The 15565-nt window shown below is 33.3% G+C and carries 17 protein-coding genes; 5 read left to right on the top strand and 12 right to left on the bottom strand.

All coding sequences use genetic code 11. The annotated features are described in order from the left end of the window. Positions 1-23: 23 nt before the first annotated feature. The 4 genes from LPC20_RS07845 to panB form a co-directional block, all read right to left on the bottom strand. Positions 24-1352, bottom strand: coding sequence for an aldehyde dehydrogenase (locus LPC20_RS07845; protein ID WP_229324180.1), 1329 nt, complete (start codon positions 1350-1352; stop codon positions 24-26). Between the two features lie 73 nt (positions 1353-1425). Next, positions 1426-2115 (bottom strand): RluA family pseudouridine synthase, encoded by a 690-nt coding sequence (locus LPC20_RS07850; protein WP_229324182.1) that lies wholly within the window; start codon positions 2113-2115, stop codon positions 1426-1428. Between the two features lie 25 nt (positions 2116-2140). Beyond that, positions 2141-2494 carry a four helix bundle protein gene (locus tag LPC20_RS07855; protein ID WP_229324184.1) on the bottom strand — a complete coding sequence of 118 codons (354 nt, stop codon included), beginning with the start codon at positions 2492-2494 and terminating at the stop codon, positions 2141-2143. 147 nt (positions 2495-2641) lie between these two features. Beyond that, positions 2642-3460, bottom strand: a complete 819-nt coding sequence (gene panB, locus LPC20_RS07860; RefSeq protein ID WP_229324186.1) for a 3-methyl-2-oxobutanoate hydroxymethyltransferase — start codon at positions 3458-3460, stop codon at positions 2642-2644. Between the two features lie 102 nt (positions 3461-3562). On the opposite strand from panB, the gene LPC20_RS07865 reads away from it, so the two are divergent. Both LPC20_RS07865 and LPC20_RS07870 read left to right on the top strand, forming a co-directional pair. Beyond that, positions 3563-3994, top strand: a complete 432-nt coding sequence (locus tag LPC20_RS07865) for a nuclear transport factor 2 family protein (protein WP_229324188.1) — start codon at positions 3563-3565, stop codon at positions 3992-3994. 63 nt (positions 3995-4057) lie between these two features. After that, positions 4058-5116 carry an outer membrane beta-barrel protein gene (locus LPC20_RS07870; protein WP_229324191.1) on the top strand — a complete coding sequence of 353 codons (1059 nt, stop codon included), beginning with the start codon at positions 4058-4060 and terminating at the stop codon, positions 5114-5116. Here LPC20_RS07870 and LPC20_RS07875 read toward each other — a convergent pair. Then, the gene (locus LPC20_RS07875) at positions 5113-6540 is read right to left on the bottom strand and encodes an L-serine ammonia-lyase (RefSeq protein ID WP_229324193.1); all 1428 of its coding nucleotides are present in this window, start codon (positions 6538-6540) and stop codon (positions 5113-5115) included. The genes LPC20_RS07870 and LPC20_RS07875 overlap by 4 nt on opposite strands. Before the next feature lie 176 nt (positions 6541-6716). Between LPC20_RS07875 and LPC20_RS07880 the strand changes: the two genes are divergently transcribed. Beyond that, positions 6717-9224 carry a M14 family zinc carboxypeptidase gene (locus tag LPC20_RS07880; protein WP_229324195.1) on the top strand — a complete coding sequence of 836 codons (2508 nt, stop codon included), beginning with the start codon at positions 6717-6719 and terminating at the stop codon, positions 9222-9224. A 63-nt stretch (positions 9225-9287) separates the two neighbouring features. Here the strand turns inward: LPC20_RS07880 and LPC20_RS07885 are convergent, their stop codons facing one another. Beyond that, a complete protein-coding gene (locus tag LPC20_RS07885; protein ID WP_229324197.1) occupies positions 9288-9737 on the bottom strand; it encodes a 2-dehydro-3-deoxyphosphooctonate aldolase in 450 nt (149 codons plus the stop codon). A gap of 157 nt (positions 9738-9894) precedes the next feature. Here LPC20_RS07885 and LPC20_RS07890 point away from each other — a divergent pair, with 157 nt between their 5' ends. After that, the gene (locus LPC20_RS07890) at positions 9895-10452 is read left to right on the top strand and encodes a YeeE/YedE family protein (protein ID WP_229324199.1); all 558 of its coding nucleotides are present in this window, start codon (positions 9895-9897) and stop codon (positions 10450-10452) included. A gap of 3 nt (positions 10453-10455) precedes the next feature. Beyond that, on the top strand, positions 10456-10869 hold the full coding sequence (locus LPC20_RS07895) for a DUF6691 family protein (protein WP_229324202.1): 414 nt from the start codon (positions 10456-10458) through the stop codon (positions 10867-10869). Between the two features lie 48 nt (positions 10870-10917). Here the strand turns inward: LPC20_RS07895 and LPC20_RS07900 are convergent, their stop codons facing one another. The 6 genes from LPC20_RS07900 to LPC20_RS07925 form a co-directional block, all read right to left on the bottom strand. Then, complete coding sequence (locus LPC20_RS07900; protein ID WP_229324204.1) at positions 10918-11589, bottom strand: lysoplasmalogenase; 672 nt, start codon at positions 11587-11589, stop codon at positions 10918-10920. A 12-nt stretch (positions 11590-11601) separates the two neighbouring features. Next, a complete protein-coding gene (locus LPC20_RS07905; protein WP_229324206.1) occupies positions 11602-12867 on the bottom strand; it encodes a sterol desaturase family protein in 1266 nt (421 codons plus the stop codon). A 71-nt stretch (positions 12868-12938) separates the two neighbouring features. Beyond that, the gene (locus tag LPC20_RS07910; RefSeq protein WP_229324208.1) at positions 12939-13214 is read right to left on the bottom strand and encodes an ATP-dependent Clp protease adaptor ClpS; all 276 of its coding nucleotides are present in this window, start codon (positions 13212-13214) and stop codon (positions 12939-12941) included. Between the two features lie 35 nt (positions 13215-13249). After that, positions 13250-14083, bottom strand: a complete 834-nt coding sequence (gene prmA, locus LPC20_RS07915; RefSeq protein WP_229324210.1) for a 50S ribosomal protein L11 methyltransferase — start codon at positions 14081-14083, stop codon at positions 13250-13252. A gap of 112 nt (positions 14084-14195) precedes the next feature. After that, a complete protein-coding gene (gene tpiA, locus LPC20_RS07920) occupies positions 14196-14948 on the bottom strand; it encodes a triose-phosphate isomerase (protein ID WP_229324212.1) in 753 nt (250 codons plus the stop codon). Positions 14949-14978: 30 nt separating this feature from the next. Continuing rightward, entirely contained in the window at positions 14979-15476 is a 498-nt protein-coding gene (locus tag LPC20_RS07925; protein WP_229324215.1) for a TlpA family protein disulfide reductase, read from the bottom strand. Positions 15477-15565 lie beyond the last annotated feature (89 nt).

Here is a 15565-nt window from a genome sequence, read left to right on the forward strand (position 1 = left end):
TGGGATTAAATGATTAGTTAGTATTATAGCCAATTTAATATTTTCTTTACAATAGCTAATTTTCCTTTGTAAGGCGCATAGCGTAAAGGTAAATCAATCCAAGTTGCTTTTTTAACCACTCCTTTATGATGCGAAAAGATATCAAAACTTAATTTACCATGATAAGCTCCAATTCCACTGTGTCCTACGCCTCCAAAAGGTAATTTTTTATTCGAAAAATGAATCATGGTGTCATTAATACAACCACCTCCAAAAGAATGTTTAGCAATTATTGTATCACAGAATTTCTTTCTCTCACTAAAAATATACAATCCTAAAGGCTTTTCGTATCGAGCAATAATACTATCAATTTCTGATTCTTCAGTATAGGTAACTATGGGAAGTAATGGTCCAAAAATTTCATCCTGCATTATCAAACTATCAAGATTATTCTCTTCAATTAGGGTAGGAGCAAGGTAGTTCGTTTCGTTATTGTATTGTCCGCCAAAAATTACTTTATCAGGTTCAATCATCTCTATTAATCGAGACCAATTTCTACCATTAATAATTCGAGCAAAATCAGGAGAAATTTCAGGATTTTCACCATATGCATTTACAATCTCTGCTTTCAAACAATCAATGAATTGGGATTTACTTTTTTGATGAACCAAAATATAATCAGGTGCAATACAAGTTTGCCCGCAATTGACGAACTTACCCCAAACAATTCGTTTGGCAGCCAATTGTAAATTGGCAGTTTCATCAACGATACATGGGTTTTTGCCGCCTAATTCTAAAGTAACTGGAGTTAAGTTTTTTGCTGCAGCTTGGGCTACAATTTTACCAACTGCCACACTTCCTGTGAAGAAAATATAATCCCAACGTTGTTCTAATAATTGAGTGGCTACTTCGGCATTACCTTGGATCACTGACACATGATCTTCAGGAAAAACATCATTAATTATCTTCTGAATAATTGCCGCCGTATTGGGAGTTAATTCAGAGGGTTTTAAAACGACTTGATTTCCTGCGGCAACAGCAGCAATTACTGGACAAAGTGCCAATTGAAAAGGATAATTCCAAGGTGAAATCACAAGTACTTTACCATAAGGTTCTTTATAAATGGTGTCTGAAGAAGGTATATTCACTATGAAAGGAAAAACGCTTTCAGGTTTGGCCCAATTAGAAATATTTTTTATGGTATATTTTAAATCGGAAATGACATAACTAGTTTCAGTTACGACGGTTTCAAATTCAGGTTTATTGAAATCAGCTTTTAAAGCACTAACAATTTCGTTTTCGTGAACGATTATTGTGTTCAATAAGCGAGTTAAAATTTGTTTGCGGTAACCAATATCCGATTTGTAATTCATAATTAAAGCTACTTAAAATTGATATGCAATTTAATTTATAAAATTGAATTATAAACTAATTCTCTAAATAAAATTAGATAGCATTCCAAATCACATCATCTGGAGTAGGAGCAACAATAGTCAAAGCTTCTTTGGAAACAGGGTGAATAAAAGAAAGCTTTCTTGCATGCAAATGTATTCCACCGTCGGGATTACTTCGGTCAAATCCGTATTTTAAGTCGCCTTTAATTGGCGAACCAATAGCAGCTAATTGTGCTCTAATTTGGTGATGTCTTCCCGTATGCAGTTCAATTTCTAAAGCAGTATAATTGTTGAGTTCTTTGATAATTTGATACTCTAAACTAGCCAATTTACTATCAGGAACTTCTTTAAGATGTGCTTTAGAAGTATTGTTTTTTTCGTTCCTTTTAAGATAATGAACTAACTTATCTTTAGATTTCTCAGGTTTGTTTTTGACAACTGCCCAATAGGTTTTTTGAGTTTCTCTGTTGCTGAAAAGTTCGTTCATTCGTGATAGCGCTTTGCTTGTTCGTGCAAAAGCTACGATACCAGTTGTAGGTCTGTCCAAACGATGCACCACTCCTAAAAAAACTTCACCGGGCTTGTTGTATTTTTCTTTGATGTATTCTTTGACCACTTCACTTAAGGGTTTGTCGCCGGTTTTATCGCCTTGCACAATATCTCCCACGCGTTTATTCACTACGATAAGATGATTGTCTTCGTGAAGCACTTGTAGGTTGGATTTATTAGAAACGATTTTCATTGAGATAATTTAGATTTTTAGAGGATTAGATTTTTAGAGTAGACCTAAATTTCGAAATCATTTTGATAATTTCCTCTAACTCATTTAATAGTGATTCCAATGTTTCAAATTCTAAAAATTTTAAATCATTAGAAATTAATAATTGAGTTTCAATTTCATAGGCCGAACCAATTGCAATTTCGAGAAATCTAGAAAATTCTTTGTTTGATGCTCTTGATAAACCTTCTGCAATATTGGATGGTATTGAAACAGAAGCTCTTCGCAATTGATTAGTTATTCCAAATTTTTCATTCTCAGGAAAGTTGGCGGTTTCAGCATATATTTTGGAACAAAAAATTCTACTTCTTTTCCAAATCTCTAGATCTTTAAATCGATGCATAAAACCCTAATTATCTTTTAAATAAAAACTCAATTTTCTTCTAACCTAGTATTCTTAAATATCTAAGAATCCAAAAATCTGAATATCTAACAATCTAACTATCTAACTATCTAATAATCTAACAATCTAACAATCTAACAATCTAAACTAGTACTGTTCATTAGCATTTGGAAAATCAGATGATTTAACATCGTCTACATATTGACTTATAGCCGAAGTCATTCCTTCGTATAAATTCATATAGCGTCTCAAGAAACGCGGACTGAATTCGTTATTCATCCCTAACATATCATGGATAACTAATACTTGTCCGTCAACGCCACCGCCAGCACCAATTCCGATGACAGGAATAGAAATGCTTTTGGCTACTTTTTCAGCTAAATGGGCTGGAATTTTTTCTACAACTATTGCAAAACACCCTAAGTTTTCTAACATTTTAGCATCTTCCATTAGTTGTTCAGCTTCAGCATCTTCTTTGGCACGAACAGTGTAGGTTCCAAATTTATATATGGATTGAGGAGTTAAACCTAGATGCCCCATCACTGGAATTCCGGCGTTTAATATTTTTTTAATAGAATCTTTAATTTCACTTCCACCTTCTAATTTAACAGCATGACCGCCACTTTCTTTCATAATTCGAATTGCTGAACGAAGTGCTTCTTTCGAGTCTGATTGGTAGCTTCCAAAAGGCAAATCAACCACTACTAATGAACGTTCAATTGCTCTAACTACAGATGATGCGTGATAAATCATTTGGTCCAAAGTAATTGGTAAGGTAGTTTCGTGTCCTGCCATTACATTGGAAGCAGAGTCTCCCACGAGAATTACATCAACTCCGGCCGAATCTACTATTTTCGCCATAGTAAAATCATAGGCAGTAAGCATTGAAATTTTTTCGCCATTGGCTTTCATTTCAATTAATGACTTTGTAGTAATTCTTTTGTAATCTTTTTTTGCGACAGACATAGTAATGTGTTTAATTGCGGTAAAGGTAATAAAATCAATTTTTTTTAGCTCTACATTGTAGAATTATTGTTTAATTTGATATTTGTTTAATTATTTAGTGCTATGCAAAGAATTGTATTTGTTTTATTACTTGTATTTTCCAGTTCATTATATTCTCAAAACGAGGAAGTAAAAGGCGTAATCGTTACTTTTTTTAAAGGCTTTCATGCCAAAGACTCTACAATAATTAAATCGGTTTGTGCTGAGAATATGATTTTACAATCTATTGCCGAATCTTCAAAAGGTACTCAATTAAAGAATCAAATTCCTCAAGACTTTTATCGTTCGATTGCTTCAATTCCTAGCACGATGCTTTTTGAAGAAAGACTATTGGATTATTCTATTCAAGTAGATGGCGCTATGGCTCACGTATGGACACCTTACGAATTTTATGTGAACAATAAGTTGAGCCACAAAGGAGTAAATGCATTTACTTTATTCAAGGATAATGGACTCTGGAAGATTGTGTATTTAATAGATACCAGGCGAAAGTAATTTTGATTATATATATGTAAACCCAATTTATGCTTTAATTTAGGATAATATTACACCACTGAAATGAAATCTATTTTTTTAAAAGGGCTCCTTTTTTTTGGATTAATTTTAAATGCCCAAAATGACAAAAAGTTTGCAATTACTTTATCAGGGTTTGTAGAAACCTACTATGCTTATGATTTTAATTCTAGTGGTTCTGAATCAAAATTGCCGTTTATGTACAATTACAATAGGCATAACGAAGTTAATCTGAACCTTGGATTACTTCGTGCTAAAGTAGATTACGATAATACTTATGCCAGTATTGCTTTTCATTCGGGAACCTATGTAGATGATAATTATGCTAATGAGAAAATAAAATACATCAACGAAGCCTTTATAGGCTTGTATTTGGATAATCTAAAAAAGCATTCAATTGAGGTTGGAATAATGCCAAGTTATATTGGATTTGAGTCTGCGGCTACTGCTACCAACTTGACACTTACACGATCTATTTTAGCCGAAAATTCTCCTTATTTTATGACTGGTATAAAGTACAATAATACGCTTAGTGAGCGATTAAATTTTTCAATTTTTATAACTAACGGATGGCAAAGAATTAGTCGTGCTGATAATAAACAGACTCCTTCAATAGGTACTCAATTGGTATATACTACCGCAAATAACTCTTTGTTCAATTGGAGTACATTTGTAGGAGAAGAATTTAATGGGATTGATTTTTCCCCTCGCTATTTTAGTAATTTGTATTGGGATAAAAAATGGGATTCGCGATGGCGAACTATTGTAGGATTTGATTTTGGTTTGCAAAATAAAAGTCAAGTCGGTAATTCAACAAAGTTGTGGTATAGTCCAGTAGTAATTTCTCAATATACCATTAGCCCGAAATGGCAAACCGCATTCAGAGCAGAGTATTATCAAGACAAACACAATGTACTCATCGCCACTTTAGATGAATTTAAAACTGTTGGTTTTTCTATGAACTTGGATTATCTATTGAATGACAAAACTAAATTTAGAACCGAATTACGTCATTTTAGTAGTGAAAACAATTTGTTTACTACTAGTACAATGAACACTACATCCAATTTATTTTTCACCTCCAGCTTGTGTTTCGAATTCTAACAATCCGACATATTTACAGCTACTGCTAATCCTCCTTGAGAAGTCTCTTTGTATTTAGAGTTCATGTCTTTGGCCGTTTGCCACATGGTATCTACTACTTTATCCAAAGGAACTTTTACATTTTTTGGATCAGTAGCCAATGCTAATTCAGCAGCATTAATCGCTTTAATTGCACCCATTGTATTTCTTTCAATACATGGAATTTGTACCAAGCCTTCTATTGGATCACAAGTTAATCCCAAATGATGCTCCATCGCAATTTCGGCAGCAATTAAAACCTGGCTCGGACTTCCGCCCATCAGTTCGCACAAAGCTGCCGCAGCCATAGCGGATGACACGCCAATTTCTGCTTGACAACCACCCATAGCAGCTGATATAGTGGCTCCTTGTTTAAAAATACTGCCAATTTCTCCAGCAACTAATAAAAATTGTTTGACTTCTTTTTCTCCTGCTTGGTGGTTTTCAATCACCATATAATACATCAGAACAGCAGGAATAACTCCAGCACTTCCGTTAGTTGGTGCAGTCACTACTCGGCCTAAGGAAGCGTTTACTTCATTAACAGCCAAAGCAAAACAGCTCACCCATTTTAAGATTTGGCGGAATTTTACATCTGTTTTTCTGATTTGTTCTAACCAAGTTTGTGGCGAATCATAGTTCGATAGTCCAATCAAATCTTGGTGCATATCAAAAGCTCTTCTTCGAACATTGAGTCCGCCAGGTAAAACACCTTCAGAATGACAACCCAAATACATGCATTCTAGCATTGTGTTCCATATACGTAGCAGTTCTTCATGGATCTCATTTTCAGAACGCATTGATTTTTCATTTTCATAAACGATTTCTGAAATTGATTTTTCTTCTGATGTAGCAAACTGTAGTAAGTCGGCTGCATTATTTATAATATACGGAAAAGCACATTTGATGGCTTGTTTCTTTTTCGCATTCACTCGTTCTTCAACGACAACAAAACCTCCTCCAATAGAATAGTAGGTGGCTTCATAATGATCATTTTCGTTGAAAAAAGCGGAAAATTTAATACCGTTAGAATGAAAAGGAAGAAAGTTTTTGTTGAAAACAATTGCAGTTTTTGGATCAAATTCAATTGTATTTTCTCCACCTAAATTAATTTTTTTCTCTTTTATAATTTGATCTGTAATTCCTTTGATGTCTTCAACTGGAATTGTTTCTGGATTTTGATTACTAAGTCCTAGCATTACTGCTAAATCAGTTGCGTGTCCTTTGCCTGTAAGCGAAAGTGAACCGTATAAATCTACTCGTATGGAGCTAACTTGAATTAGTCTATTTTCTTTTCGAAGTTCTGCTAAAAAACGTTCAGCAGCTCTCCACGGACCTAAGGTGTGGGAGCTCGATGGTCCAACACCGATTTTCAACATATCGAAAACAGAAATACATTCTTCCATAAAAATTAAACTTTTCTCAAAATTATAAAAATAATTAGAAATATTTTGATAATTAATTTGATTTAACAATGATATTTTTAATTAATCGTAATTATTGCATTTCAAATTTTAATTTTTGTATGTATATTCTAAATATATCTACATTTGATATTCTATAAATTAGTTTTACTATTCCTATGAAAAAATCTATTTTTTTGATTTCTTTTTTGTTTTTGTATGGTTTACACTCACAAGCTCAAATTAAATCTCCTTCTGAATTTTTGCCTAATTATGGCAAACAAATTACATTTCACCATCAAGCTGAAGCCTACTTTAGTCATTTAGTTAAAGAGTCATCGTTGATTAAACACCAGGTCTATGGTCAAACCAATGAAGAGCGAAACCTGAATGTTTATTTTGTTTCGACTCCTGAAAACTTGGCTAATTTGGATCAAATTAGGAAAAATAATTTGAGCGCTATTGGTCTTTCCAATCAACAAAATCAGAAAATTGGCGATAAGCTGATTGTTTGGATTAGTTTTAGTGTGCATGGAAATGAATATGCTGGGATGGAAAGTGCTATGACTGTGGCATATGAATTATTAAATCCTGCGAATAAAGAAACCAAAGAATGGTTAAAAAATACAATCGTAATTTTAGATCCTTGTGAAAATCCTGATGGTCAATCTCGTTATGCTAATTGGTTGCGTGAAATTTCAGGAAAGAAAACCCATCCAGGTTTGTCTGATAGAGAACATATGGAAGTTTGGCCAGGCGGAAGATACAATCATTATGTATTTGATTTGAATAGAGACTGGGCTTGGCAAACACAAGTTGAATCTCAAAAGCGAATTGCGTTATACAATCAATGGATGCCACAAGTTCACGCAGATATTCACGAAATGGGGTATGAATCTCCGTATTTTTTTCCACCATCTGCGGAGCCGTTGCATGAATTTATTGACCAATACCAAAAAGACTTTCATTTTTCTCTTGGAAAAAATATCGCAGCCAAGTTTGATAAAGAAAACTGGTTGTACAATACGCGTGAACGTTTTGATTTGTTTTATCCAAGTTATGGAGATACGTATCCAACCTATAATGGAGCGGTTGGTATGACTTTGGAGCAAGGGGGGATAGGAGCTGGTCGCGAAATTAAATTAGCTAACGGAACTCATTTAACTACTAAAGATCGATTAACTCATCATGCAAAAGCAGTTTTGACCATAATTGAAACGGCATCTAATCAGTCGGATCAATTGTTAAAAGGTTTTAGAGGTTTTATGACTAATTCCAGAAAAAAAGCCAAAGGAGTATATGCCACTTATGTGATGAAGAACAATCCGAAGTCGGAACAATTAGTTGAATTATTAAAGAAAAATGGAATTGAATATTCGTACGCCAATGCTAGTCAAAAAAACATTGGATACAATTATAAAACCAAAAAAGACAATACATTTTCTATCGAGCCAAATGATTTAATCATCAAGGCAGATCAACCAAGAGGTGTAATGACCCAAGTTTTATTTGAACCCAACCAAAAATTGAATGATAGTTTGTCTTATGATATCACGGCTTGGGATTTGCCATTGGCTTATGGATTAGAAGGATATGCGTTAAAAAATAGTGTGGCTTTAAGCACCAAAGCTGCGATTGAGAAAAAGCAATTCAATGCACCAGAAAAAGTATACGCCTTTCATATTCCTTGGAATAATAGAACTTCCGCAAAGATAGTTTCTCAATTGCTTCAAAACGGAATAAAAGTGAGAACAGCAGCACAGAAAGCCGTTTTCGGAGATGTTATTGTTGAGTCTGGCGGATTGATTGTTAGTAAAGGGGACAATCCAACCATAACTAACTTTGAAAAAACTGTAGGTGATTTAATTCAATCAAAAGCGGATTATAATTACTTAACTTCAGGTTTTTCAGTGAATGCACGTGATTTAGGTGGAGAAAACTTCTCATTAATTAAGATGCCAAAAATTCTATTGTTGTCAGGAAAAGGAGTAAATCCAACAGAGTTTGGAGCGGTTTGGCATTATTTAGACGAAGTTATTCAATATCCAACGAGTATTGTAGATGTTAGTAATGTAGGAAGAATAGATTGGTCAGAATACAATACGCTAATTTTGGCGGATGGAAATTATAACTTTTCTGAAGATTTTAGCAAACAATTAGAAAATTGGATTGCAAAAGGAGGAAAGGTAATTGCTATGAATGAGGCATTGAGCCAATTTGAGAAAACAGAAAGTTATGCTTTACGTGTTTTTGCTTCGGATGAAGAGAAAACAAAATCTGAAAATGCTGCCAAAGAAAAAGAACTTAAGAGTCGTTTGCTAGATTACCACAATCATGAAAGAAGATTAATTTCATCTTCTATTCCAGGAGCAATTATCGAAAATTCGATAGATGCTTCTCATCCATTGGCATTTGGATTAGGTTCCAATTATTTTAGTTTGAAAACGGATGCAAGAAAATATTCCTTATTGACGAATGCCTCTAATGTGATTTATGTTCCTAAAAACTACAGAAGTTATGGTTTTATTGGACATGAATTGAAGAAGCAATTAGCTGAAACGGTTACGTTTGCAGTAGAGAAAAAGAACAAAGGAACTTTGATTTATATGATAGACAATCCTTTGTTTAGAGGATTTTGGGAAAATGGAATCCTGCTATTTAGTAATGCTTTGTTTCAAGTACAGTAAAGCATTTGTGATGAATAAAAAAGAGCACCAAATTGGTGCTCTTTTTGTTTTGATATAATTCCATTATTTATTTCTAAGCCTTAGTCCAAGGGGTACTTTTACAATTCCTTTTTCGTAAATGTTAATATACAATACAATTGGTTTCGTTTGTCCTTCCCATTTTAGTTCGTAAACATCTAAGAAACCAGCACCCATATCACTTCTTTTAGTAGGGAAGGGGCAGCAACTTCCCAGTTTAGTGTAGGTTATTTTTTCTCCTCTTGGCCCAGCCAAAGCATTTAAAAAACGATCTTGGTTGGCATCGGTAGCACTAGTTTTGTAAAATATATTGATAGGATAATCTTTGTCGTAGCCGTATTTTTTATCTGTACTGAATTCTCTAATGACAAATGTATTGTCTTTATTTACTACTAGGTCAGGAGCTGAATCATCGACATTTTTTAAGGTAGATCGAGTGCTTACGCAGGAACTTAGTAGAATTGAAATACTTAAAATAGATATAATTTTTTTCATAATTTATAAAGTTTTAAATGCCAAAACTGTTTACAAAACTCCAACAAATATAAATAGAACTTTGTAGGCTTGTTAAAAATAACAATAATTATGCCCAAATTAATTGTTTTTATTGCCAATAAGAATTCTTATTTTTACAGAAATTAATTAAATAATTATGAATGTATTTTTTCAAACTTGGCCTTGGTATGTTTCAGGTTTTCTAATTGGTTTGATTATGTTAAGTTTGATTTTTTTCGGAAAACAATTCGGTATGTCATCCAATCTAGAAACACTTTGTTCCATGTCAGGATTAGGTAAAAAAGTTTCTTATTTCAATTTTGATTGGAAAACCAATAAATGGAATTTGATGGTAGTTTTAGGCGCTATGCTTGGCGGATTTGTTGCCGTTAACTTTATGAGTGATCCAACTAATGTTACGATAAATCCAGCTACGGTTTATCAATTGTCTACACTTGGAATTGATGCTCCTGATGGAAAGTTAGCACCCGATGCTCTTTTTGGAAATCAAATATTTGAATCACCTAAAAGTATTTTCATTTTATTAATTGGTGGAATTTTAATTGGTTTCGGAACGCGCTATGCTGGAGGCTGTACTTCTGGACATGCTATTTCAGGATTGAGTAATTTACAACTTCCTTCATTGAAAGCCGTGATTGGGTTTTTTATTGGCGGATTGATTATGGCACATTTGATTTTACCTCTAATTTTTTAAATTATGAAATATTTTAAATTTTTACTTGTAGGTTTTGTTTTCGGGATTGTTTTAACCAAATCAGAGGCAGTTTCTTGGTACCGCATTTATGAAATGTTTCATTTTCAATCATTTCATATGTATGGAATTATTTCAGTTGCCATTGCAACAGGAATTATTGGCATTCAACTTATTAAAAGGAATAATATAAAAGCATTAGATGGTTCTGCCATTGTAATTAAGGATAAAGACAACAGCACCGCTCGATATATTTTTGGAGGTATCTTTTTTGGATTAGGTTGGGGATTAGTAGGTTCTTGTCCAGGACCGATCTTTATTTTATTAGGAGCTGGATTTCTACCTGTAATTGTAGTATTTATAGGTGCTTTGATTGGAACTACTTTGTATGGAATTTTGAAGAAAAAATTACCACACTAAATAACAATCCATTTACTATTGAGTAGCATTTTCTTGAATTAGAAAATGCTATTTTTTTTGGTTTAAATTTAAAATTCCCCAAACAATACCATATTGAGCTGCCAAATAAGTAACCATAATTAAAAAGGAAGCAAATGGAATGGCTTGGTAAAATTTGTTAAATGCTAAAATACTATCAGAAGCAATAAATAGAATTGCACCAATTAATACGGATTGATAGGGTATTTTAGCCCATTGATAACTTCCTTTTAATGCAAAATACAACATACTGCTAATTACAACAGCATACACTATAACAGGCACAGTAAGCGGTCCTAACTTCGGACCTAATGTAGTTATCATTCCAAAAAAATAAAGTAAAATAAGTCCTATTCCGGCTCCAAAACTAATTTTGTTGGAAATGGATGCAGTTACCGCTTGTTGGTTAAAAAGCACGATATAAAATACATGAGAAATCAAGAATGCTACTAGACCAATTATAAAATAGAGTTCCCCTTTATTAGCAAATAATAAAACAATATCACCAATCCATGAAAAAGTCAACGCAATTAAAAGAGTAGACTTAGTTTTGAACTTTTCTGACACATATACCGCAATTAGTAAAAAGGGAAGTAAAAAGGGTTTCATTAAACGAGACATTTCTTCTTGCTCTAGTGCAGTTATAGCTAAATAGAGGAAACTAAATCCTAAATAAATAAACAATACGGTTTTATTTTTCATATTTCAAAATAGTTATGCTATTGCTAATTTTTCTGACTTGAAATCGGTACTTACAAAATACAAAGTTCCAAAAAATGAAATACTAATGAATGCCATTACTAAATAGGTTCCGTATGGAATGAGTTGATCAATTTGAAACCAATTTCCTAACGCAACAACTACACCTGTACCATAAGTAAAACGAATGGTTTCCCATAGCATGGCATATTTATTTGTATCCATTAATTCGGTATAACTATACACACTGATAAAGATGAAGAAAGCATAGATGAAAATATTTTCTAAGCTTAGATTGGCAATTGAAAGATATAGAATACTTACTAATCCTAAGGTTAGAAATAGTTGAAATAAAGACCAGTACAATAATAGCTTTGAATGTTGCGAACCGTATTTTGTAAATTGATATACATTAGTGATTTTAGCAACTGGATATTTTTCTTCAAAATTAGCCGGACGCCAACCAGTTGGTTGAAACCAAATAGTCAGTTTATCTTTCCAATTCTCAGCGCGCCAAGCATCCGAAATTAATAACCAAAGATGTTGAAAGTTAATACGGAATGGGTTCCAAGTTTGAGCGGGTCTTGTGATTCCAAAAACAGCTGGTACATCGTCTAACTCTTCTTGGAATGTTCCGAATAGTTTATCCCAAAAAATGAAAATCTGTCCGTGATTTTTATCCATGTATTCTGGATTGATGGCATGATGTACACGATGGTGTGATGGTGTCACAATTATTTTTTCTAAAATCCCCATTTTCTTAATGTGCTTGGTATGGTACCAAAACTGTAAAAACAAATGAATTGGCAATGTTATAGCAATCACTTTGGCAGGAACTCCTACGATAGCTGCTGGTAATAAAAGGAAAGTAAAAAGATTGACAAAACTTGAAATGCTTTGGCGTAAAGCACAAGATAGATTAAATTCTTCACTACTATGGTGAATAGCGTGTTTATTCCATAAAAAATTGATTTGATGCGATAAACGGTGCGACCAATAGCCATAAAAATCAATTACAATAAAAGCAATTAATATAGAAGCAATTGAAACCTCTTGTTGGAATAATGCTAAATGAATTGACATCCATTCGTAAGATAATAGAGTCACACTTAGTCCCAAGACGTCTTTTAATGAGTTTATTATTCCAGAACTAATACTTGATACAGAATCCATTAAGGGAGCTGTATCTTCTCCTTTGTAATATCCATACAATTTTTCAATGATAATCAATACCAAAAAAATCGGCATTGCGTAAACTAAAATAGCAGCATATTCTTTCATACAAGTCAATTATTTTATCAAATATAAAATAAAACCGCTTGTTTTTTGAATAAAGGAAAAAAAATATAAGATTAGATGATTTCAGCACTTAGCCCTGCTGCCAATAATTGAATGCATTGTGGCTTTAGTTTATCATAGATATCTGTCTTGACTGTACATTTACCGTTGTAATGAATAATTAGCGAACATTGTTCTGCTTGTTCTGGAGTATGATCACATACGCGAACCAAAGTTTCAATTACGTGATCAAAAGTATTGACATCGTCATTGTACACTACAATTTCATTATTGGCAGTTGTCGTTTCTTGGGTACGAACTCGTTCTCTTACTTTTTCTTTAGTACTCATTTGAGGGTAGGTTTTGTACTTTGGTAATTACAATACTAATTTACATATTTTAACGAAACCCAATTGTTTCTTTGGAATTTTTTGATGAAAGTTAAGCCTTTTTCAGTACAAGAACCATCAATAAACGGAATGTCTTCTTCGTAGAAACCGCTAAACAAAATAGTTCCTCCAGGATTCAAACAATCTACATACGATTGCATATCGTTTAATAGAATATTTCGGTTGATGTTAGCAATAATCAAGTCGTATTTTTTTTCTTGTAGTAAAGCGGCATCTCCTTCATAGACGCTAATGTGTTGGCAATGGTTACGTTCGGCATTCTCAATCGAATTCAAATAGCACCAATTGTCAATGTCAATAGCATCAATCGGTTGTGCGCCTTTCATTTCAGCTAAAATAGCTAAGATTGCAGTTCCACATCCCATGTCTAAGGTTTTTAAACCATTCATATCCATTTCTAGTAAATGCTGAATCATCATGTGAGTAGTTTCGTGATGTCCTGTTCCAAAACTCATTTTTGGTTCAATAACAATATCAAACTCGGCATCTGTTTTTGGGTGGAAAGGAGCGCGAACATGACATTTTCCATCTACTTCTATAGGTTCAAAATTTTTCTCCCATTCTTCATTCCAGTTGACTTGTTCAATCTCCTCGAAAGTATAGTCGATTTTGAACTCCTCTGATTGAAGAATGTAAACATCATCAAGTATATTTTCGTCCCATAAGTCTTTTTGTACAAAAGCATCAATGCCTGTTTCAGTTTCTGTGAAACTTTCAAATGCTTTTTCTCCTAATTCGGCAATTAGAATTTCTGAACCTAGTTCTTTTGGTTCAATAGTAAAATGGTATCCGATATAACTATTTGACATGTTTTATTTTTTTGCAAATGTACAGTTTCTCTTTATTTATTGTGACCAATCAAAACAAAAAAAAAGAGGTTTGAATGAACAAACCTCTTTCTGTATTTTCGAATTCTAAAATTTAGATTGCGTTGATAATAGCTACGAAATCATCTGCTTTCAAAGCAGCTCCACCAATAAGACCTCCGTCAACATCTGGTTTAGAGAAAATTTCTTTTGCGTTTTCAGGTTTTACACTTCCTCCATAAAGGATTGAAACGTCTTCAGCTACATCACTACCAAAAGATTTACGTACAGTTTCTCTAATGAATTCGTGCATTTCTTGTGCTTGTTCTGGAGATGCAGTTTCTCCTGTTCCAATAGCCCAAACCGGTTCGTAAGCTAACACTACATTTTCCCAACTAGCTGCTTTAATATGGAACAAACCATCTTTCAATTGATTTTCTACCACATTGAAATGATTGTTAGACTGACGGTCTTTTAATTCTTCACCAAAACAGAAAATTACGGTCATTTCGTGAGCCAATGCCGCATCTACTTTATTTGCAATTAAAGCATCTATTTCATTGAAAATTGCTCTACGCTCAGAGTGTCCAAGGATTACTGTGTTTACACCAACGCTTTTCAACATATCAGCAGATATTTCTCCAGTGAAAGCACCACTTTCAGCTTGGTGAACGTTTTGAGCAGCTACATCAATGTTAGTGAATTCTAAATGATCTACAGCAGAAGCTAGGTTAACAAAAGTTGGAGCTACAATTACTTGTGCAGTACAATCAGTTGGTACTTTTGCAATTAAATCATTCAATAAATCTTCTGTTTGCTCAGCGTTTTTATGCATTTTCCAGTTACCTGCAACAATCTTTTTTCTCATTTCAGTTGTATTAATTATAATAGTTTTAGTTTATTTTAACTTGTTTAGAGTTTCATTGATAAGATCAAAATCTTTTTCAATAGCTCGGTACAATACTATTTTTCCCGTTTTGTCTAAGATAATGTATCTTGGAATCCAATCTAAATCAATGGCTTGTCCAAAAACACCTTTCATTTGGTCGTTAGCCATATAATGAGCTCCTTTTAATTCGTGTTTTTCAATACCAGCTAACCATTTATCCGCTGTTTTATCCATCGAAATAAAAGTGAATGCTACTTCTGGATGATTGGCCTGCAATTCTTTTACTTTAGGCATTGCTTTTACACAATCGCCACACCAAGAAGCCCAAACCTCAATAACGGTTGTTTTTCCTTTATGATTTTTAAGTATGTCTTTAAATGCTATTTGACCTCCATTGGTAGTCATAAGCGTTTCAGATAAAGCGGTTTTTGAAAATGATGTTTTCTGTGCATTGCTGGTACAAGAGAATGTAGCGAAAGCAATTACTAAAGCGACTAATTTTTTCATAATGCGTAAATATTTATCAAATTTAAGGTAAAGTCAAATTAAAAATGGTAGAATTCAAACGTTAAGCCGATTTACCATCGTTATAGTTA

It is taken from the genome of Flavobacterium ammonificans (genome assembly GCF_020886115.1).
Taxonomy (GTDB): domain Bacteria; phylum Bacteroidota; class Bacteroidia; order Flavobacteriales; family Flavobacteriaceae; genus Flavobacterium; species Flavobacterium ammonificans.